This is a genomic window from Sphingomonas sp. SORGH_AS_0870 (assembly GCF_031453175.1).
In the GTDB taxonomy this organism is placed as follows: Bacteria; Pseudomonadota; Alphaproteobacteria; order Sphingomonadales; family Sphingomonadaceae; genus Sphingomonas.
Genome location: NZ_JAVIYW010000002.1, coordinates 568,572 through 588,983, shown reverse-complemented (window position 1 = coordinate 588,983; position 20,412 = coordinate 568,572). Strand labels below are relative to the sequence as shown.

Genomic DNA, 20,412 nt, shown 5'->3' with positions numbered 1-20,412 from the left:
TCGCGGACATGGCGGCCTCTACGCTCCGCCTTTCCCCTGCACCGGGAACACCTTGTTCAGCATTCGCCATGCGAGAGAACCGAACAACAGCCCGATCAGCCAGACGAACGACCTGCCTCTTGCGTTATTGACCACCATCCAGTGCGGTAAATGGCCGTATCGCTCTAGCATGATCGTGACCGACATGCCCACCAATGTCGCGACCCCGACATGAACGGCGACGCGCCCGAGACTGAGGGTCACCTGGCCGTCACTCTTGTCGTCCATCGCCCCCCCCCAAATCGAAAACGATCAGGGCCGTCTATCGGCGGGGTGTCAGGACCTCAAGCCGCACGCATCTGCGGGAGATGGCCGTAGAGCATGGCGCGGGCCTGGCGCTGCGCTTCGGCGATTTCGCGCGCGGTCATGTCTTCGGCCACTTCGGACCGTGCGATCTGCGCGGGCAGGAAGCCCGCGACCGCCGCCAGGTTGAACCATTTGTGCGCTTCGATCAGGTCCAGGCGGGTGCCGCCCGAGCCGGTCGAAAAGGCGACGCCCAGATCGTACATCGCCGCGCCGTCGGTCGCCATCTGGTCGGCGATCCGGCTTTCCATCAGGAACTGCGCGGATTTGCTGCTATTGGCCATATCCATGCCCCTCTTGCGGACACCGTGTCCACGAGCATGGGTCTATGGCCATAACGGTCACAAATTGGTTAACTCATTAACCGAGTGTGATAGCGATATTATCGATCAGTCTGGTCGATCCCATGCGCGCAGCCGCGAGCAGGCGGCGGGGGCGGTCGGCGGCGGGATCGGGGGCCAGCGTCTCGGCATCGGCCAGGGCGACATAGTCCACCTCGAACCCGGCGGCGGTCAGCGTGGCGCGGGCATCGGCCAGCACCGTCGCCACCTCCTCGCCCCGCCCAATCGCCCGCGCGGCGACGCCTAGCGCGCGGGGCAGCGCCACCGCCTTGGCCCGCTGTTCCTCGTCCAGATAGATGTTGCGCGACGACAGGGCCAAACCGTCATCGTCGCGCTGGGTCGGCACGCCGACGATATCGATGGGGAAATCGAGATCGGCGACCATGCGGCGGATCACCGCCAGCTGCTGGAAATCCTTTTCGCCGAAATAGGCGGCGTCGGGGCGGACCTGGTTGAACAGCTTGGCGACGACGGTGGCGACGCCGTCGAAATGGCCGGGACGCGCCTCGCCGTCAAAGCCCTCGCTGACGCCCGCGACATGGATCGTGGTCGCATGCCCCTCCGGGTACATGGTCTCGACGCTGGGCATCCAGACGGCATCGCATCCCGCCTCGGTCAGCATGCGCAGGTCGGACGCCTCGCGCCGGGGATAGCGACCCAGATCCTCGCCCGCGCCGAATTGCCGGGGATTGACGAAGATCGACGCGACCACCTTGGTTCCCGGCCGCTTCGCCGCCTCGATCAGCGCGATATGCCCGGCATGGAGCGCGCCCATGGTCGGCACGAACGCCACGCGCGCGCCCTCGGCCCGCAACGTGCCGAGCGTCGCGGCCAGCGCTTCGCGATCCCGAATGACTTCCACTGATTTTACCCCTCGTTCCCCACGCCGAGGGCTTCTATGAAGGGTGGCAACGGGGATCAATAAGGAAGCGACGAGTTGCCGGAGCGGCTATCTTCAACCCACGTGATTGTTTTTGCCAATGAAAAAGGTGGCACTGGCAAATCGACGACGGCGGTCCATGTCGCCATCGCTTTGGCAGCCAAGGGGGCCCGAGTCGCCTGTCTTGATCTGGATCATCGTCAACGCACCGTCGGCCGGTATCTGGAGAATCGCGCCGAGACGATCCGGCGCACCGGCCATGCCCTGCCCATGCCGGTCCATGCGACCCACACCACCCAGACCGAGGAGGGGTTCGAGGAGCTGTGGTTCGGCCTGTCGCAGGATGCCGATTTCCTGATCGTCGACACGCCGGGCCGCGACGACCATTTCGCGCGGACGGCAGCGGCCTTGTCCAACACGCTGGTCACGCCGATGAACGACAGCTTCGTCGATTTCGACCTGATCGGCCAGGTCGATCCGGAGAGTTTCCAGGTCACGCGCCCCAGCTTCTATTCCGAGCTGATCTGGGACGCGCGCAAACAGCGGGCGCGGGCCGACGGCACCACCATCGACTGGGTCGTGCTGCGCAACCGGCTTCAGCATATCGAGGCGCGCAACATGCGCCGCGTGTCGGACGCGCTGACCCAGCTGTCGCGCCGGGTCGGCTTCCGGATCATTCCGGGGCTGGGCGAGCGGGTCATCTATCGCGAGATGTTCCCCAACGGCCTGACCATGATCGACTCCAAGGAGTTCGGCGCGATGGGGCTGGGCCATGTCGCCGCCCGGCAGGAACTGCGCGAGATGATGGCCGCGCTCCAGCTGCCCGAGCCGGGCGAGGAGGGTTCCGCGCTGGGCGGCACGACCGAAACCGACGCGGCCGCATGATCGGATACGGGATGCGGACGGCGTGAAATGGCTGATCGCGCTGGCGGTGATCTGGCTGGTGTGGCGCTACATGCCCCGCCCCGCCAGAGCGGCGCGCACGCCCCGCCTGCCGCGTGACGAGGCGGAGGCGCTGGCGATCCTCGACCTGCCGCCGCACGCCGATGCCGAGGCGATCCGCCAGGCGCATCGGCGGCTGGTGAGCCAGGTCCATCCCGATCGCGGTGGATCGGCCGAACTCGCGCGGCGGGTGAACGCCGCGCGCGACCTGTTGCTGGACCGGCGTGGTGGCTGAACGCGCCGCCGCGATCCATCCCAGCGCGTGCCGCGAATATGACGTGCGCGGCACCGTACCCGAGACGCTGGACGAAGCCGCCGCCTATGCGGTCGGGCGCGGCTTTGCCAGCCGGGTGCGGCGCGCGGGCGGCTCCCGCGTCGCGGTCGGGCGCGATGGTAGGCTTAGCTCGCCCGCACTCGAGGCCGCGCTGGTCGAGGGGCTGTGCGAAAGCGGCGTCGATGTCGTCCGGCTGGGGCTGGGCCCCACCCCGATGGTCTATTTCGCCGAAGCGACCCTAGGGGTGGACGGCGCCGTACAGGTAACGGGCAGCCACAATCCCCGCGACGACAATGGCTTCAAGATGGTGCTGCACCACCGCCCGTTTTTCGGCGAGGATGTGCAGGACCTGGCGCGGATGGCACGGACGCGCGACTGGACCACGGGCCAGGGACGGGTGAGCGAGCACGCCATTCTCGACGCCTATGTCGACCGGCTGATGGCGGGCTATGCCGGGGGTGCCTATCGCATCGGCTGGGACTGCGGCAGCGGCGCGGCGGGCCCGGTCATCGAGAAGCTGGTCCAGCGCCTGCCGGGTGAGCATCACACGCTGTTCACCGATGTGGACGGTCATTTCCCGCATCATCACCCCGATCCGACGGTCGAGAGCAACCTAGACGCGCTGAAGCGACTCGTGGCCGAGAAGTCGCTCGACTTCGGATTCGCTTTCGATGGCGACGGCGACCGGATCGGCGCGATCGACGGGCTGGGCCGCGTGATCTGGGGCGACCAGATCCTGATGCTACTGGCCGGGCCCGCACTCGCCGAGCATCCCGGCGCGCCGATCGTCGCGGATGTGAAGGCCAGCCAGGCGCTGTTCGACCATATCACGACGCTGGGCGGCCAGCCGGTGATGTGGAAGACCGGGCACAGCCTGATGAAGACCAAGATGGCCGAAACCGACGCGCCGCTGGGCGGCGAGATGTCGGGCCATATGTTCTTCGCGGGCGAATGGTACGGATTCGACGATGCGCATTATGCCGCGATCCGCCTGATCCGCGCGGCGCATCTGGCGGGCCGCTCGATGACCGAGCTGCGCGGGGCGATGCCCGCGATGGTCGATATTCCCGAAACGCGGATCGTCATATCCGAATCGGACAAGTTCACGATCGTCGACCGGGTGGCGGCGTCGCTGGCCCGTGACGGGGCCCAGGTCAACGACACGGATGGCGTCCGGGTGCGGACGGCGGATGGCTGGTGGCTGTTGCGGGCGTCCAACACGCAAGCCGCGCTGACCGTGCGGGCCGAGGCCGGGGATGCGGCGGGGCTGGAGCGGGTGCTGGCGGAGCTGGACCATTACCTCGCGATGGAGGGGGTACACCGGTAACGCCGGGCGTGGCCTTCGACTTCGCTCAGGCCGAACGAAGGTTGGGGAAATCGGCGTAACATCCGTCGCTCCGTTCAGCCTGAGCGCAGTCGAAGGCCAAGGGACGCCCCTCCGGAGCGCCCCCCACTCCCCGATCAGATGTCCCCGATCATCTCCGACAGCACTTCTAGGCACGACACGCCCAGCTTCGCCGACCGCTCGCCCGACCAGCCATGGACCGCGTCGGGATTGGGATCATGGTCCTTGAACGGCATTTCCAGCGTCACCGACACCGCACCGAACCGCTCGGCGAGCTGGTTGGTGGACATGGCGAGGTTGGCATTGCCCGCGCTCGCCTTTTCATAGCCCATCTGGGTCTGGAAATCGGGGGTGTGCGCGGCCAGGCGGCGACCGAATTCATAGAATTTGGCGCCATGCTCCTCGGTCCAGCTCGGAATCCCCTCGAACCCGGCGATGAAGTTCGCCGGGATCGCCTCGTCGCCATGGACGTCGATCGCGAAGTCGACGCCGGTCCGGTCCATGCGGTCGCGCACGCACAGCACTTCCGGGCTGCGCTCGGGGGTGGGCGCGTGCCATTCGCGGTTGAGGTTCACCCCCACCGCATTGGTGCGCAGATGCCCGCGCCGCGTGCCGTCCGGATTCATGTTGGGCACGACATGCAAGGTCGCCGCCGCCAGCAGCGACTCCGCCGCCGGGCTGGTCAGCCAGTCGAGCGCGCCCTCCATCCACCATTCGGCCATCGATTCGCCCGGATGCTGGCGGGCATAGAGCCACACCTGCTTCGCACCCGAACCGAGGCGGAAATAGTCGATCGGCTGGCCGTCGAGCGTCTGGCCGATCTCTTCGTGATGGACGCCGCGCGCGGCGATCCGCGCGATCAGGTCGTGGTGGCGCTCCATCGTATAGGGCTCGAAATAGGCGAACCAGACCAGGTCCGACTCGCCCGTCCACTGCCACTCGATCACCCCGTCGGCATAGCGGGTCGGGGTCATGCGCCAGTCCTGCCGGTCGGTCGAGGCGCGGACATGATAGCCCGGCCAGCCATCGGCAAAGGCCGAGCCTGCACCGTTCAGAATCCGGAAGGTCAGCGTGCGCCCCTTCACCCCACCGGCCCGGAAATAGAACCACTGGTAGAAGTCCGAATCCCGGTCGTTCACGATCTCCAGATCGACCCGGTCGCCCTCGATCCCGACAAGGCGGATATTGCCGCCGTCGAAGGCCGCGTTGATGGTCAGCGTCATCGGCTTACTTCACCTCGATGGTGCGGCCCGACTCGCCGGGGAATCTGGTGAACAGCGCATCGGCCAGCTTGGCGGCCTGGGCCTGGGCATCGACCTTCGCCACCGCCTCGATCGGGGCGATGTTGCGCGCGCTGCCTTCCCAGATCGGCGACTGGTCGGCGCGGCGCTTGATCTGGACCGACAGCTCGGTGCCGATGATCTCCTGCGGACGGCTCTTGCCGATCGGGAAGCTGACGCCCCCGCCCAGCCCGACGCCACCGCCACGACCGCCCGAGAAGCTGCCGCCGCCCAGGCCGATCGAGAAGGGCGACGGGCGCGGCGGGCCCAGCCGGTTGGCGCGGGTGAAGGCCACGGTAGCGATATAGTCGGGCTGCGCATCACCCTGGGGCAGCGTATAGCCGTTGCGGAGCAGCGCGGTTTCGACCGCGGCGGCATAGGTCTTGAACTCGATGCTGGCGGGGCCCGTGTTCGACAGCGGCTCGACCCGGACGGTCCCGCGCGCGATCGGCTCGCCCAGATGATAGCGAATCACCTCGGTCGGCGGCAGGCGCCCGCCCGTGGTGGAACAGGCGGCCAGCGTTCCGGCGGCGGCCGCGAGGATCAGGAGCGAGCGGGCTTTCATGAGTGGGGGGCACCTTGAAGATGTTACGGATGGGCAACGCATGACATATGGGGGTTGATCCAGCGGCGGAAGAGGCCGCGTGGCGGATGACCGTCATGTCATGCCCCAACCTTGACTTGGCCGCCCTTTGCCACTAGGCGGCGACGCTTTCCAGATCACCCTCCAGTTCAAAAGAAGCGAATCGATCATGAAGATCCGCAATTCCCTGAAGTCGCTCAAGGATCGCCACCGGGACAACCGCGTGATCCGCCGTCGCGGCCGCACCTATGTCATCAACAAGACCAACCGTCGTTTCAAGGCGCGCCAGGGCTAATCGCTCTTGGGGCTGATCGAACAGGACGAGGCTGGCGGCGTGTCCGCGGCCCGTTCCGATCGGCCGACCGCCGTCATCTTCGACGTCGGTCGCGTACTCTACGACTGGGATCCCCGGATCCTGTATCGGCGCCTGATCGCGGACGATCGGGCGCTCGATGCGTTTGTCCGCGATGTCGTCACGACCGAATGGCATTTCCAGCATGATGCGGGCCGTGACTTCGCCGACACCTCGGCGGAGCTGATCGCGCTATATCCGCAGCATCGCGACCTGATCGCCGCCTGGGGCCCGCGCTTCGGCGAGAGCATCGGCGATCCGATTCCGGGCATGCATGAACTGGTCGCCGAACTCGATTCGGCGGGCGTCCCGCTATTCGCGATCACGAACTTCAGCCATGAATTTTGGCCGCCCTTCCGGGCGCGCGAGGCGGCGTTGTTCGATCGTTTCCGCGCCATCGTGGTGTCGGGCGACGAGAAGCTGGTGAAGCCCGACCCCGCCATCTATGCCCTCGCGCTCGCCCGGTTCGGGCTGGAGCCGGGGCAGGCGGTGTTCATCGACGACAATCGCGCCAATATCGATGCGGCGGCGGCGATGGGAATCCATGCGCTGCATTTCACCGACGAGGCGACGCTTCGGCCGCAGCTTCGGGAATTGGGGTTGGTGGCCTAGCCGCACGGCCAGCCCGTGCGCTTCGACTTCGCTCAGCGTGAACGGAACGCGGGAGCAAACTCCGTTCAGCCTGAGCGTAGTCGAAGGCCACGCCCCGACCTCACCGCTCCAGTGACGCCAGCTGCGCCTGATTGGCCTGGCTCGCCTCGGTATCCAGCAGCGCCGGATCGAGATGATCCCCGACCATCTGGTCGGTGACGATCACATTGGTCCCGACCGTGGTGATCGAGAACAGCTTCTTGGCGAAGGCGCTGGGCAGCCGGATGCAGCCATGCGAATCGGGAAATCCGGGATTGTTGCCCGCGTGCAGCGCCACGCCGTCCCAAGTCAGCCGTTGCATGAACGGCATTGGCGCCGAATTGTAGAGATTGCTGCGATGCATCTCGCGCTTCTGCAGGATCGGGAAGATGCCGACCGGCGTGTCCTTGCCGTCCTTGCCCGTCGACACCGACGCCGCAGCGACCATCGTGTCGCCACGATAGACATAGGCGCGCTGCATCGGCAGGCTGACGACGACCGTCACCGGCTGGACGACCGGATCGACCGCCGCCATTTGCGGATCGGCCCAGACGAATCGGTTGGGCGCCAGCGCGGCGGCGGCCTGGGCGATGGTGGCGGTGGCAGGCCCCTCTTCGGCGAAAGCGGGTGCGGCGAAACCCAGAGTGGTCACCCCGAGCAGGGCGGCAAAAGCGAAAGCCTTCATATCCCTTTTCCTTGGCGGGTTCATAATTTCTTAAACACGTCAAGCCACATTTGGTGCCGAGCGAAATTTTTTACGCTGAGCCGGAACTTTCGCCGAATCGATGGAACCAAGCGATCAACCGATAGGCCGAAGGGCAGAAAAACGGCCCCTTCCCTGCTATCTAGGAGTCGCGGGAATTCTGGGGTTTGAAGGATCATAATGCTCGAAAATCTGGACGCTGCGCCGGGTCGGCGCGCGCTGTTGAAGAACGCGCTGGTGTTGGCCGGGGCGCTCGCGGTTCCGGGTGCGGCAACGGCCCGGGGTCGCCTGACCGCGGGGGATCTCCGCCCACTTCGCCAGCCGCCGGTTCCGAAACATCCCACGCTGCCCGGTGCGCCCGATCCGATCCCGGCACAGCCGATCCTGGCCTCGTCGCGGGTGGTGCGTCCGGAACTACTGCGCGCGGCGATGGCCTCGCTGCAACGGCATAACGGGCGGATCGGCCAGCGCGACCGGATGGCGATCGTCGACTTCGCGGTCGGCTCGTCCGAACCGCGCCTCCACCTGATCGACCTGGTCAGCGGCAAGAGCCAGTCGCTGCTCGTCTCGCACGGCAGCGGGTCGGACCCGTCGCACAGCGGCTATCTCCAGCGCTTCTCGAATGCGTTCAACTCGAACGCCAGCAGCGAGGGCGCCTTCCTGACCGACGATTATTATGTCGGCAAGCATGGCCGGTCGCAGCGTCTGGTCGGGCTCGATCCGACCAACGACAATGCGCTGGGCCGTGCGATCGTGATCCACTCCGCCTGGTACGCCAATCGCGACATGATCCGCACCCATGGGATGCTGGGCCGCAGCCAGGGTTGCTTCGCGGTCGGCGAGAGCGACCTGGACCGGGTGTTCGCGAACCTGGGCCCCGGCCGGATGATCTACGCCGCGAAGGTGTAAATTCTCCCCGGCACGGGGAGGTGGCAGGGCGAAGCCCTGACGGAGGGGGGATCGCCCCATAAGACGTCCCTTGCGGCAATCCCCCTCCACCACCGCTTTGCGACGGTCCCCCTCCCCTTGCAGGGGAGGATAAGAATTGCGATCCCCGATGGCGGGGGTTAAGCCCCCGATCCTCATGGTCCAGCCGCTCATCATCGCCGTCCCCAAGGGACGCATCCTGGCCGAGGCGCTGCCGCTGCTCGCCGCCGCCGGCATCCGGCCCGAACCGGCCTTCACCGACAAGGACAGCCGCGCGCTGCGCTTCGCGACCGATGTCCCCGGCATCGAGCTGATCCGCGTCCGCGCCTTCGACGTCGCCACCTTCGTCGCGCATGGCGCGGCACAGCTCGGCATCGTCGGATCGGACGTGCTGTCCGAATTCGGCTATTCCGAGCTGTACGCGCCCGTCGACCTGAAGATCGGCCATTGCCGCATCTCGGTCGCCGAGCCCGTCGCGATGGCGGAGGGCGACGATCCGCGCGGGTGGAGCCATGTCCGCGTTGCGACCAAATATCCGCATATCACCAGCCGCCACTTCGCCGCGCGGGGCGTGCAGGCCGAGTGCGTCAAGCTGAACGGCGCGATGGAGCTGGCCCCGACGCTGGGCCTGGCGCCGCGCATCGTCGACCTGGTGTCGTCGGGCCGCACGCTGAAGGAAAACGGGCTGGTCGAGGTGGAGGTGATCGAGGAGGTCACCTCGCGGCTGGTCGTCAACCGCGCCGCGATGAAGACGCGCAGCGCCGTGGTGCCGCTGGTCGAGGCGTTCCGCCGCGCGGTGGCCGAGAGGGAAGCGGCATGATCCGGCTGAACACGCAAGAATCGGGCTTTGCCGCCGCGTTCGACGAACTGGTCGACGCCCGGCGCGAGAGCGATGCCGATGTCGCGCGCGACGTGCAGGTGATCCTGCGCGCGGTCCGCGACGATGGCGAGGCGGCGGTGGCGGCCTTCACCAAGCAGTTCGACGGACACGACCTGGCCGAAACCGGCTGGCGGATCGAACCGGCTGACTGCCGCGCCGCCTATGACGCGCTGGAGCCCGAATTGCGCGCCGCGCTCGACCTCGCCGCCGCGCGCATCCGGGCCTATCACGAAAAGCAGAAGCCGACCGACACCGACTATGTCGATGCGCAGGGCGTGCGGCTGGGCGCGCGCTGGACGGCGGTGGACGCGGCCGGAATCTACGTCCCCGGCGGCCGCGCGGCCTATCCCTCCTCGCTGTTGATGAACGCGATTCCCGCCAAGGTGGCCGGGGTCGAGCGGCTGGTGATGGTCACGCCTACCCCGAAGGGCGAGATCAACCACCTCGTCCTCGCCGCCGCGCATCTGGCGGGCGTGGACGAGGTATGGCGTGTCGGCGGCGCACAGGCGGTGGGCGCGCTGGCTTATGGCGCGGGCCGCATCCAGCGAGTCGATGTCGTCACCGGCCCCGGCAATGCCTGGGTCGCGGAGGCCAAGCGGCAGGTCTATGGCATGGTCGGCATCGACATGGTCGCGGGCCCCTCCGAGATCGTCGTGGTGGCCGACGGCAAGAACGATCCCGACTGGATCGCCGCCGACCTGCTGAGCCAGGCCGAGCATGACACCGTCACCCAGTCGATCCTGTTCACCGACGATGCCGACTTCGCGACCCGCGTGGCCGAAGCCGTCGACCGCCAGATTCCCGAACTGGCGACCGCCAGCGTCGCGCGCACCGCCTGGGATGCGAATGGCGCGATCATCGTGGTCGATTCGCTGGAGGCCGCGATGCCGCTGGTCGACCGGCTCGCGCCCGAGCATCTGGAACTGGCGGTGGACGATCCGCAGGCCCTGTTCGACCGGCTGCGCCATGCGGGCTCGGTGTTCCTGGGCCGCCATACCCCCGAAGCGATCGGTGATTATGTCGCCGGGCCGAACCATGTCCTGCCCACGGGGCGCCGCGCGCGCTTCGCCAGCGGGCTGTCGGTGCTCGACTTCATGAAGCGGACCAGCTTCCTGGGCCTGACCGAGACGGCACTGGCCGAGCTCGGCCCCGCGACGGTCGCGCTGGCGCATGCCGAGGGGCTTCCGGCGCACGCCAAGTCGGTGGCGCTGCGGCTGCGGCTCAACCGATGATCGTCGCGCCCGCCGCGCCGGAGCATCGGGAAGGATGGCTGGCGTTGCGGGCGGCGCTTTGGGGCGAGGAAGCGGGCGATCCGGCGGATTTGCCCGAGGATGACGGCAATTTCGTCGCGCTGCTGGACGGCCGGGTGATCGGCTTTGCCGAGGCGGCGGTGCGGCGGGATTACGTCAATGGGTGCGACGGCTCGCCGGTGCTGTTTCTCGAAGGGCTGTATGTCGATCCGGGCCATCGCCGCCAAGGAGTGGCCGGGGCGCTGGTCGCGGCCGTTGCGGATTGGGGCCGGGCGCAGGGCTGTGCCGAGTTCGCTTCGGATGCCGAACTGGCCAATATCGACTCGCATGCGATGCACCGCGCGCTGGGGTTCGTTGAGACCGAGCGGGTGGTGTATTTCCGTCGGGAATTGTGAGGGTTTCGGCCCTTGGCCTTCGACTTCGCTCAGGCTGAACGGAGGTTGGTATCCAGCCCCGTTTACCACCCTCTGTTCAGCCTGAGCGAAGTCGAAGGCCCCGTCCCACCCAGCCTCTCCCAAAATACGTGACGAATTGGCGACAGCCCGGTAAAGGCCCGCCAATGACTCGTCCCACCGCCCGTACCCAGGCGCGCGCCGCCGCGCGCCTTGCCGCCGTTCAGGCGCTTTACCAGCATGACATGGAACAGACGCCGCTGGCCACGCTGCTCCACGAATTCCACAATCACCGCATCGGCGCGACCATCGAGGATGTCGAATATGCCGATGCCGACATCGATTTCTTCGACGACATCGTGAAGGGCGTGCATGCCCGCCTGGGCGAGATCGACCGGGCGATCGAGGAAAAGCTGGCCAAGGGCTGGTCGCTGAACCGCCTCGACAAGCCGATGAAGGCGATCCTGCGTGCCGGCACCTATGAACTGCTCGCGCGGCACGACGTGCCGGTCGGCGCGGTCATCAGCGAATATGTCGACGTCGCCCATGCCTTTTACGAAAAGCGCGAATCGGGCTTCGTCAACGGCCTGCTCGACGCGATCGCCAAGGTCGCGCGGGCCTGAAGCCCCGCCCGCCCCGATGACCGAGGCGGAGTTCATCGCCGCGTTGCGCCGGATGCCGCTGCATCCCGGCGCGCGCGGGCTGATCGACGACAGCGCGGTGCTGACCGCTGCGCCGCTGGTCGTCACCACCGATACGCTGGTCGAGGGGGTGCATTTCCTGCCCCATGACCCGCCCGCCGATGTGGCGTGGAAGCTGGTCGCGACCAACCTGTCCGACCTCGCCGCCAAGGGGGCGCTGGTCGAGGGCGTCCTGCTCAACTATCCGCTGGGCGACGCCGCCTGGGACCGCGCGTTCCTCGTCGGGCTCGATGCCGTGCTGACCCGGTTCCAGGCCCGGCTGATCGGCGGCGACACGGTGACGATGCGCGGCCCCCGCACGCTGACGCTGACCGCCTTCGGCCGCGACGCCGCCGCCCCGTCGCGCGACGGGGCCAAAGCGGGGGACGGCCTGTGGGTCACCGGGACGATCGGCGATGCCGGACTGGGCCTCGCGATCGCGATGAAGGGCGATGGCCCCGCCACCCTGCGCGACGCCTATCGCCGCCCCGTCCCGCGCCTGACCGAAGGCCGCGCGCTGGGCCCCGTGGTTCATGCGATGATGGACGTGTCGGACGGCCTGCTGATCGACGCGATGCGCATGGCGGGCGCGAGCGGGCTGGCGGTGGCGATCGACCTCGACTCGGTCCCGCTCTCCGCCGAGGCACGCACCCATGGCGGCGAGGATCGCGCCGCCCGGCTGGCCGCGGCGACTGCGGGCGACGATTACGAACTCCTCTTCGCCCTGCCCCCCGACACCCCGCCCCCCGTCGCGGCAACGCGGGTCGGCCAGTTCGGTCCGGGCGAAGGACTGCGTCTGTTCGACGCTGGCGGCCCGGTTGCCCTGCCCGCACGGCTTGGGTTCCAGCATGATACGGCGCGATAACGACCTGCCGCCTCCACCTTGCCGAAGGCGTCCCGCAACCCCATATCCCAGGTAGATTCGGCGCGCCTTTCCTTTTGGGGCCATTGCGGCTATGGCGGCGCCTCTTCGACATACCCTATAACACGACGAACCGAGGTATTTTTTGGCCAAGGAAGAACTGCTCGAGATGCGCGGCCGCGTGGTGGAACTCCTCCCCAACGCGATGTTCCGCGTCCAGCTCGAGAATGATCACGAGATCCTGGGGCATACGGCAGGCAAGATGCGCAAGAACCGCATCCGCGTGCTGGTCGGCGACGAAGTGCTCGTCGAGCTGACGCCGTACGACCTGACCAAGGGCCGGATCACCTACCGCTTCAAGTGAGCGACCGGCCCCACATGCCGCTCGTCCTTGCATCCTCCTCCCCGCGCCGCCGCGATCTGCTGGCGCGGCTGGGAGTCGTGCCCGACCGAGTCGCCTCCCCCGATATCGACGAAGCGCCGCGCCCCGCCGAGCTTCCCCGCGTCTATGCGCTGCGGCTGGCGGTGGAAAAGGCGCAGGCCGTCGAGCGTGCCGAGGGCGAGATCGTCGTCGCGGGCGACACCACCATCGCGCTGGGCCGCCGCATCCTGCCCCCCGCCGAGACGCAAGACGTTCAGCGCAAGCTGCTGCGCCTGATGTCCGGACGGCGGCACCATGCGCTGTCGGCGGTGTGCGTGATCGACGCGACCGGCAAGGCGCGCACCCGGCTGGCCGACACCATCGTCGCGTTCAAGCCGCTCTCCGATGACGAGATCGACGCCTATGTCGCGTGTGGCGAAGGGCTGGGCAAGGCGGGCGGCTATGCCATCCAGGGCCGCGCCGAGGCGTTCGTCCGCTTCCTGCAAGGGTCGCATTCGGGCGTGATCGGCCTGCCGCTGTTCGAGACGCGCGCCCTGTTGAAAGCCGCCGGGCTGCCGCTTGTCTGAATGGCTCTATGAGGCCGGGATCGGCGAGGCGCGCGCCGCGCTGGTCGCGGATGGCCGGATCGTCCAGGCCGCAATCGAGCCGACCGCCACGCTGACCGTCGGCACGGTGGCCGAAGGGCGGCTGGTCGAACTGCTCCCCGGTCGACAGGGCCGGGTGACGCTGGCGGGCGGCGGGGAGGTGCTGCTGTCGCCGGTGCCCAAGGGGATGACCCAAGGCTCCGCGCTGACCGTCATCGTCACGCGCGAGGCCATACCCGAGCGCGGCCGCGCCAAGCTGCCCAAGGCGCAACAGGCCCCCGACGACGCGACGCCCGCCCCCGGCCCCGATCTGCGCGCCCGCATCGCCGCCACCGGCCTGCCGGTCCGCGAATTGCGCGCGCATCAGGCGGACGATCTGGAAGCGGCGGGCTGGTCCGAACTGCTCGACGAGGCGGTGACGGGAGAGATCGGCTTTGGCGCGGGTGTGCTGCGAATGACGCCGACCCCGGCGATGACGCTGTTCGATGTCGACGGCTCGCCCCCGCACGAACCGCTGGCGATCGCGGCGGCGCGTGCGGTGGCCGGGGCGATCCTGCGCCACGGCATTGGCGGGTCGATCGGGATCGATTTTCCGACACTGGAGGGCAAGGGCCCGCGCCAGGCGGTGGCGGAGGCGCTGGATGCCGCGCTCCCCCTTCCCTTCGAGCGGACGGCGGTCAACGGTTTCGGCTTCCTCCAGATCGTACGCCCGCGCCCGCGCGCCTCGATCCCCGAGCGGCTGGCGATCGATCCCGTCGGCGCCCGCGCCCGCGCGATCCTGCGCCAATGGGAGCGCGAGCCGCCCGGCCCGGCGATGGTCCACCGGCTCCCCGGCCCCCTTTACGACCGATTGATGGCCCAGCCCGACTGGCGCGACGAATGCGCGCGCCGCACGGGCCGCCCGCTGCAACTGGAACGCGCATGACCACCTGCCCCATCTGCGACAAGCCGACCGCCGCCGACCACGCTCCCTTCTGCTCGCGCGGCTGCAAGGACCGCGACCTGCTGCAATGGCTGGGCGAGGGTTATCGCATTCCGGTCAAAGAAAATGACGAAGAGGGGCTGGACACGGGGCAAAGCCACCCGTAAAGGCACGCCTCCAATCGCAATCGCGGTGTGGGCCCAAGTAGCTCAGTTGGTAGAGCATGCGACTGAAAATCGCAGTGTCGGTGGTTCGATCCCGCCCTTGGGCACCATTTTTCTGACATCGATGGTGTTTTGACGGTTCGCTTCTGGCGGGCTGTTTTCGCGTGGCTGGCGTTGCCCCATGGCCTTCGACTTCGCTCAGGCTGAACGGGGCGTAGGATCAGGTCCTGTTTACAAACATCCGTTCAGCCTGAGCGAAGTCGAAGGCCACGCCCCCCACCACTTCCCTCCCGCAGGCGGGAGGGGCTGGGGGAGGGCAAGGCGTCTCACCGAGTGGGCAGCCCGCGACTCTTCCCCCTTCACGGATAGCTGACGGTCTTCGGAATCTCCGGAATCTCGATCCGCTCGGCATCGTCCCCCGGCACCGTCGGAAACTCCCGCGCGCGCCAGGCCCGCTTGGCCTCCTCGATCCGTTCGCGGCGGGAGGAGACGAAGTTCCACCACACATGGCGCGGCGTGGTGAACGCATCGCCGCCGCACAGCATCACCCGCCCGCCCGATCCGGACCGCAACGTCGCGGCGATCCCCGGCTTCAGGATGTAGAGCCGCTGCGGCTCCAGCGGCATCCCCTCCAGGCTCGCCTCGCCCAGCGCGCAATAGACGGCGCGCTCCTCGGCCGACGCATCGATGGGCGCGCTCCCGCCCGGCTCCAGCGCGATGTCGGCATAGATGGTGCCCGCATAGGTGGTCGTCGGCGCGCGCTCCCCCCACAGCTCGCCCATGATGACCCGCGCGGTCGCCCCCTGCCCCTGAATCACCGGCAGCGCGTCGGCGCCGATATGCTCGAAGGCGGGGTCGATCTCCTCCTGCGCCTCGGGCAGCGCCAGCCAGGTCTGGATGCCCGACAGGATCGGCCCCTGCGGCCGCGTCTCGCCGGGCGAGCGTTCGGAATGGACGATGCCGTGCCCCGCGGTCATCAGATTCACCGCCCCCGGCTCGATCACCAGGTCGGTGCCCAGCGAATCGCGGTGCCCCAGCGCGCCGTCGAACAGATAGGTCACGGTCGACAGGTTGATATGCGGATGCGGCCGCACGTCGATCCCCGATCCGGGCGCCAGCTGCGCCGGGCCCATCTGGTCGAAGAACAGGAAGGGGCCGACCATCGTCCGCTCCTTGTTGGGCAGCGTCCGGTGCACCTTGAACCCGCCCAGGTCGTGGGTGGACGGTTGCAGCGTACGCAGCAGGAAATCGTCAAACATGGGTCGCATCCGTGGCGTCGAGCAGCTCGATCAGGTCGGTCGGGAAATAGGGTTCGGCGTGGGCGGCCAGTTCGTCGCGGGTGAACCAGCGCCAGCTCTGCATGACCCGCTGTTCGAGCGCGGTACGGCCCGCGCCCGTCACCTCATGCGCGTCGATGTCGACGCGGAAATAGCGTTCGTCGGCATCCACCTCGACCCCCTCGATGGTGCGGAATTCGACCTGCCGCCGCGCGACCTGCGGCCCGCAATCGCGGTCGAGCCCGGTTTCCTCCAGCAGCTCGCGCCGCGCGGCGTCCTCATAGCTCTCGCCCGGATCGACCGCGCCGCCCGGCGTGCACCAGAAGGGCGGGCGATCGCCGGGGGTGAAGCGGAACATCAGCGTCCGGCCCGCCCCATCCACCAGGAGGATGCGCGCGGCGGGACGGGGCAAGCGGGTCATTCGGCATCAAGCTCCGGATAATGGCGGAAGATTCCGTCTTCATTGAACGCCTGTCGCCGGTCGCTGTCCAGATAGGCGGCGATGCCGGGCAGGGTCTTCACACGGTCGTGCAAGCCGATCAGCGCGGGATAGTCGCGCTCGACCGCCGCCATACGTTTCGGGAACATGTAGCGCAGGCCCGCGACCAGCTGGAACAGCGAGGTGTCGACCGGCGACCAGCACCCGCCCGCCATCCAGTCGCGGTCCTCGAGCGCATCCTCGAAATAGCCGAGGAATTTGGGGAGCCGCTCGCCCCGGAACTGCGCGGCGGCGCGCGCGGCCTCGGGCTTCTGCTCGTGATAATAGGCGCCGGTCGCGACCGGATGATGGACGTTGTGCACCTCGGCGACCATGTCGCTGATCGTCAGTTGCAGCTGGTGGAGCCAGACACGCTCGGGCGCGGGCGCCAGGTCGTGCCGCTCGGTCAGCCAGTGGAGGATGTTGGCGACCTGCGCGATCGCCTGTCCCCCGGCGCGCAGATAGGGCGGCGCGAAGGGCGGGCGATCGCCCTTGCGCATATCGGTGAGCAACGCCTCCGCGCCCTCCTCCATGCCCCTGTCGCGATAGGGCAGACCTGCGGCCTCCAGCGCCAGCCGGACGAACTCGCCGCGTCCCGGCAGGCCGGGCCAGTACCACAGGTCATAGGGCATGGGCTTATTCTCCGGGCGCCTTCGCGCTGATCGCCAGCGCATGGATACGCTCGGACAACAGATCGGCCAGCGCGTGGTTCACCCGGCGCTGGCGGGCGACGCGCGACTCCCCGGCGAACAGGGGCGATTCGACGATGACGCGAAAATGGCTCTCGCCGGTGCCGTCATCGCCCAGATGGCCGAGATGCATCGCGCTTTCGTTGATGACCTCCAAATGGGTGGGGGCCAGCGCCTGCGTCAGGCGGGCGGTGATCTGGTCGGCGACAGGGGCGGTGGTGATATCGGTCATGGCCCCTATATAGACGGTTTTTCGGGACAAGCGGATAGCCGTGGTACGTCGGTCGAGCAGCGATACCTCCAAGGATAAATCCGGCGCGCGGTTTCACGGCCGGGTCGAAAATACCGGCCGCGCCTGCGACCATGCCGGTTGTGCCGAGGCGGGCGAGTTTCGCGCGCCCCCGCCCGAGGGCACGCGCAGCGGCGACGGACCGGGGCAGTTCCGCTGGTTCTGCCTGGAGCATGTCCGCGCGTTCAACAGCCGGTACAATTTCTTCGAAGGCATGAGCGCCGACGAGATTCACCGCGCGCAACGCCCCTATGCGGGCTGGGAGCGCGAGACGCGCGCCTTTGCGCAAGGCGGCACCGATCCGGGGCCGCGCTGGGCCGATTTCTCCGATCCGCTCGACGCCATCGCCGCGCGCTATCGCCGCGAGGCCGCGCCCGAACGCAGCGACGGCAAGCCATTGTCGGGGCAGGATCGCGAAAGCCTGAAAGTGCTGGGGCTGGAGGCGAATGCGGACCGCAGCGCGCTGCGGCGACGGTATAGCGAGTTGGTGCGGCGCTATCACCCCGACCGCAATGGCGGCGACCGGAGCCATGAGGGGCGGTTGCAAAAGGTGATTGCGGCCTATCAACAGCTCCGCCAGGCCCCGGCATTCGCCTGAACGCTTATTCCTCCCCTGCAAGGGGAGGGGGACCAGCGAAGCTGGTGGAGGGGTGTCACCCTTTCGATAGCGGGACACCCCTCCGCCAGGCCTGCGGCCTGCCACCTCCCCTTGCAGGGGAGGAATAAGGGGCCGATCGCGATTCAGGACTTCTTCTTCACCTCTCCCCTGGACAGGGGAGAGGGTTAGCGAAGCTTGCCAGCCTGCTGGCTAGCGCAGCTTGGGTGAGGGGTTGAGCGAGCCCAAAGGCTCGCGGCGCTCGCGGAGCGAGCGCCCACCCCTCACCCAGCTCCGACTAAGTCTTTGCTCTCGCAAAGACCAAGTCTGCGCAACCCTCTCCCCTCTGCGAGGGGCGAGGGAAGGAAAGGATCCGCCCTCGTTACCTCCGCGGCCCGACCAACCCGAATCGCGCGCCCTGCGGGTCCAGCGCCGACAGCGAATAATCGCCGCCGGGAATTTCCATCGGCCCGAACGCGATCGTGCCGCCATGCTCGGTCACGCGCGCCGCCGCGGCATCGATGTCCTCCACCGCGAAGTAGAAATGCCATCCCGGCACGCCCCCCGGCGGGCACCCCATCAACGCGCCCAGCACCACCGGCCCATCGGCCAGGAAGCGATATTCGCCCAGCTCGCCCATCGGCATCCCGCCGCGATGGGCCCAGCCGAAATGCCGCTGGAAAAAGGCGAGCGCCCGGTCGGGGTCGCTGGCGATCCGCTCGTTCCACACGACATGCCCGGTCGCGGGGCCGGTGCCATGCTCGACAAAGGCGCGCGACGGGCGCTCCTCCTCCGCCGCCATGATATAGAAGGGCGCGCCCAGCGGATCGGCGACCAGCGCCATCCGCCCGACGCCCGCCATGGTCCAGGCGGGCATCAGCACCGATCCGCCATCCTCGACGATGGTGGCCAGCGACTCGTCGACATCGACCACCGGCAGATAGCCCAGCCAGACCGGCTTGCCCGCCGCCCCCGGCGGCCGCTGCATCAGGCCGCCGATCGCCTCGCCCTCGGTCGTGGCGAAGATTCGGTAATCCAGGTCGGCGATGCCGCTGTCGCCCACCTGCCATCCGATCACGCCCGCATAAAAGGCCTGCGCCGCCGCCGCATCGTCGGTCAGCAATTCGTACCAGATGAAATTCGCCATCACCCCACCCCATCATATTGCCGATCTCTCAGGGCGTTATGACGCTCCCCGGAGCCGATTCGGCGGCCCGTCGGCTCCCCCGACGATGACGCCCAAGCCCCGCCGACGCAATCGCCGCGACCGGGCCGATCCGCCATCTTCCTGCGATCACCGCCATTGAGTAGGGAGCCGCGCTTGGCCTAAGGCGTTGAGCGACGAGACGAGGGCCTGATGACCAACATCCCGAATACGCTTCCCGACAGCCGCGATACGACGATCCTCGACGCACCCGACAAGATGGTGTCGGTGCGCGACCTGTTCGGCATCGATACCGACATGGAGGTGCCCGCCTTCTCCGAGGCCGATGAGCGCGTCCCCGATCTCGATCCCGCCTATGTGTTCGATCCCGACACGACGCTGGCGATCCTGGCCGGTTTCGCGCACAATCGCCGCGTGATGGTGCAGGGCTATCACGGCACCGGCAAGTCCAGCCATATCGAACAGGTCGCCGCGCGACTGAACTGGCCGTGCATCCGCATCAACCTGGACGCGCATATCAGCCGTATCGACCTGATCGGCCGCGACGCCATCGTCCTGAAGGACGGGCAGCAGGTGACCGAGTTCCGCGAAGGGCTGCTCCCCTGGGCGCTCCAGACGCCGACCGCGCTCGTCTTCGACGAATATGATGCGGGCCGTCCCGACGTGATGTTCGTGATCCAGCGCGTGCTGGAGACCGAGGGCAAGCTGACCCTGCTCGACCAGAATCGCGTCATCCGTCCCAGCAAGTGGTTCCGCCTGTTCGCCACCGCCAACACCATCGGCCTGGGCGACACCAGCGGGCTCTATCATGGCACGCAGCAGATCAACCAGGGCCAGATGGACCGCTGGAACATCGTGGTGACGCTCAACTATCTGCCCGCCGCGACCGAGGCGCAGATCGTGCTCGCCAAGTCGGGCGAATATGACAAGCCCGAGGGCAAGCAGCTGGTCGAGAACATGGTCCGCGTCGCCGACATGACCCGCAAGGGCTTCATCAACGGCGACATCTCGACCGTGATGAGCCCGCGCACGGTCATCACCTGGGCGCAGAACACGCTGATCTTCAACAACGATCCGGGCTTTGCCTTCCGCCTGTCGTTCCTGAACAAGTGCGACGAGAACGAACGCGCGCTGGTCGCGGAATATTATCAGCGCGTGTTCGGCAAGGACCTGCCCGAGAGCGTCGTCAGCCGGGCCTGATTCC

General features: G+C 67.8%; 28 protein-coding genes and 1 tRNA gene. 18 read left to right on the top strand and 11 right to left on the bottom strand.

Annotated features, from left to right (window positions below):
* Positions 1–18: 18 nt before the first annotated feature.
* From QE363_RS03235 to panC, 3 genes are all read right to left on the bottom strand, one after another.
* Positions 19–267, bottom strand: coding sequence for a hypothetical protein (locus QE363_RS03235; RefSeq protein WP_309691791.1), 249 nt, complete (start codon positions 265–267; stop codon positions 19–21).
* 56 nt (positions 268–323) lie between these two features.
* Positions 324–626 (bottom strand): hypothetical protein, encoded by a 303-nt coding sequence (locus QE363_RS03230; RefSeq protein WP_309691788.1) that lies wholly within the window; start codon positions 624–626, stop codon positions 324–326.
* A 76-nt stretch (positions 627–702) separates the two neighbouring features.
* Positions 703–1,545, bottom strand: coding sequence for a pantoate--beta-alanine ligase (gene panC / locus QE363_RS03225; RefSeq protein WP_309691785.1), 843 nt, complete (start codon positions 1,543–1,545; stop codon positions 703–705).
* A gap of 75 nt (positions 1,546–1,620) precedes the next feature.
* On the opposite strand from panC, the gene QE363_RS03220 reads away from it, so the two are divergent.
* Genes QE363_RS03220 through pgmG form a run of 3 tightly spaced genes read left to right on the top strand, consistent with a single transcriptional unit; the run spans position 1,621 to position 4,106 of the window.
* The gene (locus QE363_RS03220; RefSeq protein WP_309691783.1) at positions 1,621–2,448 is read left to right on the top strand and encodes a division plane positioning ATPase MipZ; all 828 of its coding nucleotides are present in this window, start codon (positions 1,621–1,623) and stop codon (positions 2,446–2,448) included.
* Between the two features lie 22 nt (positions 2,449–2,470).
* Positions 2,471–2,740 (top strand): DnaJ domain-containing protein, encoded by a 270-nt coding sequence (locus QE363_RS03215; protein WP_307102311.1) that lies wholly within the window; start codon positions 2,471–2,473, stop codon positions 2,738–2,740.
* Complete coding sequence (pgmG, locus tag QE363_RS03210) at positions 2,733–4,106, top strand: phosphoglucomutase/phosphomannomutase PgmG (RefSeq protein ID WP_309691779.1); 1,374 nt, start codon at positions 2,733–2,735, stop codon at positions 4,104–4,106. The genes QE363_RS03215 and pgmG overlap by 8 nt, the downstream gene beginning before the upstream one ends.
* Before the next feature lie 134 nt (positions 4,107–4,240).
* Here the strand turns inward: pgmG and QE363_RS03205 are convergent, their stop codons facing one another.
* Together QE363_RS03205 and QE363_RS03200 are read right to left on the bottom strand one after the other, a co-directional pair.
* Positions 4,241–5,347 carry a M14-type cytosolic carboxypeptidase gene (locus QE363_RS03205; RefSeq protein WP_309691776.1) on the bottom strand — a complete coding sequence of 369 codons (1,107 nt, stop codon included), beginning with the start codon at positions 5,345–5,347 and terminating at the stop codon, positions 4,241–4,243.
* A 4-nt stretch (positions 5,348–5,351) separates the two neighbouring features.
* Positions 5,352–5,969 (bottom strand): DUF4136 domain-containing protein, encoded by a 618-nt coding sequence (locus QE363_RS03200; protein ID WP_309691773.1) that lies wholly within the window; start codon positions 5,967–5,969, stop codon positions 5,352–5,354.
* 187 nt (positions 5,970–6,156) lie between these two features.
* Between QE363_RS03200 and ykgO the strand changes: the two genes are divergently transcribed.
* Positions 6,157–6,282 carry a type B 50S ribosomal protein L36 gene (gene ykgO, locus QE363_RS03195; RefSeq protein ID WP_003046794.1) on the top strand — a complete coding sequence of 42 codons (126 nt, stop codon included), beginning with the start codon at positions 6,157–6,159 and terminating at the stop codon, positions 6,280–6,282.
* 12 nt (positions 6,283–6,294) lie between these two features.
* The gene (locus QE363_RS03190) at positions 6,295–6,951 is read left to right on the top strand and encodes an HAD family phosphatase (RefSeq protein WP_309698075.1); all 657 of its coding nucleotides are present in this window, start codon (positions 6,295–6,297) and stop codon (positions 6,949–6,951) included.
* A 100-nt stretch (positions 6,952–7,051) separates the two neighbouring features.
* Here QE363_RS03190 and QE363_RS03185 read toward each other — a convergent pair whose 3' ends face one another.
* Positions 7,052–7,654, bottom strand: a complete 603-nt coding sequence (locus QE363_RS03185) for a L,D-transpeptidase family protein (RefSeq protein WP_309691771.1) — start codon at positions 7,652–7,654, stop codon at positions 7,052–7,054.
* Between the two features lie 198 nt (positions 7,655–7,852).
* On the opposite strand from QE363_RS03185, the gene QE363_RS03180 reads away from it, so the two are divergent.
* From QE363_RS03180 to QE363_RS03130, 11 genes are all read left to right on the top strand, one after another.
* Complete coding sequence (locus tag QE363_RS03180) at positions 7,853–8,581, top strand: murein L,D-transpeptidase catalytic domain family protein (RefSeq protein ID WP_309691769.1); 729 nt, start codon at positions 7,853–7,855, stop codon at positions 8,579–8,581.
* A 175-nt stretch (positions 8,582–8,756) separates the two neighbouring features.
* Complete coding sequence (gene hisG / locus QE363_RS03175; RefSeq protein WP_261271083.1) at positions 8,757–9,419, top strand: ATP phosphoribosyltransferase; 663 nt, start codon at positions 8,757–8,759, stop codon at positions 9,417–9,419.
* Positions 9,416–10,711 (top strand): histidinol dehydrogenase, encoded by a 1,296-nt coding sequence (hisD, locus tag QE363_RS03170; protein WP_309691767.1) that lies wholly within the window; start codon positions 9,416–9,418, stop codon positions 10,709–10,711. Before hisG ends, hisD begins: the two co-directional genes overlap by 4 nt.
* A complete protein-coding gene (aac(6'), locus tag QE363_RS03165; RefSeq protein WP_309691764.1) occupies positions 10,708–11,124 on the top strand; it encodes an aminoglycoside 6'-N-acetyltransferase in 417 nt (138 codons plus the stop codon). Before hisD ends, aac(6') begins: the two co-directional genes overlap by 4 nt.
* 164 nt (positions 11,125–11,288) lie before the next feature.
* Positions 11,289–11,744 (top strand): transcription antitermination factor NusB, encoded by a 456-nt coding sequence (gene nusB / locus QE363_RS03160; RefSeq protein ID WP_309691761.1) that lies wholly within the window; start codon positions 11,289–11,291, stop codon positions 11,742–11,744.
* A 16-nt stretch (positions 11,745–11,760) separates the two neighbouring features.
* On the top strand, positions 11,761–12,666 hold the full coding sequence (gene thiL, locus QE363_RS03155; protein WP_309691759.1) for a thiamine-phosphate kinase: 906 nt from the start codon (positions 11,761–11,763) through the stop codon (positions 12,664–12,666).
* A gap of 142 nt (positions 12,667–12,808) precedes the next feature.
* Positions 12,809–13,027: a translation initiation factor IF-1 gene (gene infA, locus QE363_RS03150; protein ID WP_007403889.1), complete on the top strand. Its 219-nt coding sequence runs from the start codon at positions 12,809–12,811 to the stop codon at positions 13,025–13,027.
* Positions 13,028–13,041: 14 nt separating this feature from the next.
* Positions 13,042–13,611, top strand: coding sequence for a nucleoside triphosphate pyrophosphatase (locus tag QE363_RS03145; RefSeq protein WP_309691693.1), 570 nt, complete (start codon positions 13,042–13,044; stop codon positions 13,609–13,611).
* Positions 13,604–14,554: a ribonuclease gene (locus QE363_RS03140; RefSeq protein WP_309691690.1), complete on the top strand. Its 951-nt coding sequence runs from the start codon at positions 13,604–13,606 to the stop codon at positions 14,552–14,554. The genes QE363_RS03145 and QE363_RS03140 overlap by 8 nt, the downstream gene beginning before the upstream one ends.
* The gene (locus QE363_RS03135; RefSeq protein ID WP_307102281.1) at positions 14,551–14,718 is read left to right on the top strand and encodes a DNA gyrase inhibitor YacG; all 168 of its coding nucleotides are present in this window, start codon (positions 14,551–14,553) and stop codon (positions 14,716–14,718) included. Before QE363_RS03140 ends, QE363_RS03135 begins: the two co-directional genes overlap by 4 nt.
* Before the next feature lie 31 nt (positions 14,719–14,749).
* Positions 14,750–14,825, top strand: a tRNA-Phe gene (locus QE363_RS03130).
* Positions 14,826–15,074: 249 nt separating this feature from the next.
* Here QE363_RS03130 and QE363_RS03125 read toward each other — a convergent pair.
* The 4 genes from QE363_RS03125 to QE363_RS03110 are packed head-to-tail and all read right to left on the bottom strand — an operon-like array spanning position 15,075 to position 17,391.
* The gene (locus QE363_RS03125; RefSeq protein WP_309691687.1) at positions 15,075–15,974 is read right to left on the bottom strand and encodes a pirin family protein; all 900 of its coding nucleotides are present in this window, start codon (positions 15,972–15,974) and stop codon (positions 15,075–15,077) included.
* Positions 15,967–16,413: an NUDIX domain-containing protein gene (locus QE363_RS03120; RefSeq protein WP_309691685.1), complete on the bottom strand. Its 447-nt coding sequence runs from the start codon at positions 16,411–16,413 to the stop codon at positions 15,967–15,969. Before QE363_RS03120 ends, QE363_RS03125 begins: the two co-directional genes overlap by 8 nt.
* Positions 16,410–17,102, bottom strand: a complete 693-nt coding sequence (locus tag QE363_RS03115) for a glutathione S-transferase (RefSeq protein WP_309691684.1) — start codon at positions 17,100–17,102, stop codon at positions 16,410–16,412. The genes QE363_RS03120 and QE363_RS03115 overlap by 4 nt, the downstream gene beginning before the upstream one ends.
* Before the next feature lie 4 nt (positions 17,103–17,106).
* Positions 17,107–17,391 carry a BolA family protein gene (locus QE363_RS03110; RefSeq protein ID WP_309691683.1) on the bottom strand — a complete coding sequence of 95 codons (285 nt, stop codon included), beginning with the start codon at positions 17,389–17,391 and terminating at the stop codon, positions 17,107–17,109.
* A gap of 40 nt (positions 17,392–17,431) precedes the next feature.
* Here QE363_RS03110 and QE363_RS03105 point away from each other — a divergent pair, with 40 nt between their 5' ends.
* Entirely contained in the window at positions 17,432–18,046 is a 615-nt protein-coding gene (locus QE363_RS03105) for a J domain-containing protein (protein ID WP_309691682.1), read from the top strand.
* A 379-nt stretch (positions 18,047–18,425) separates the two neighbouring features.
* On the opposite strand, the gene QE363_RS03100 is transcribed toward QE363_RS03105, so the two are convergent.
* A complete protein-coding gene (locus QE363_RS03100) occupies positions 18,426–19,190 on the bottom strand; it encodes a VOC family protein (protein WP_309691681.1) in 765 nt (254 codons plus the stop codon).
* A gap of 210 nt (positions 19,191–19,400) precedes the next feature.
* Here QE363_RS03100 and cobS point away from each other — a divergent pair, with 210 nt between their 5' ends.
* Positions 19,401–20,408: a cobaltochelatase subunit CobS gene (gene cobS / locus QE363_RS03095; RefSeq protein WP_307102269.1), complete on the top strand. Its 1,008-nt coding sequence runs from the start codon at positions 19,401–19,403 to the stop codon at positions 20,406–20,408.
* Positions 20,409–20,412: the final 4 nt, after the last annotated feature.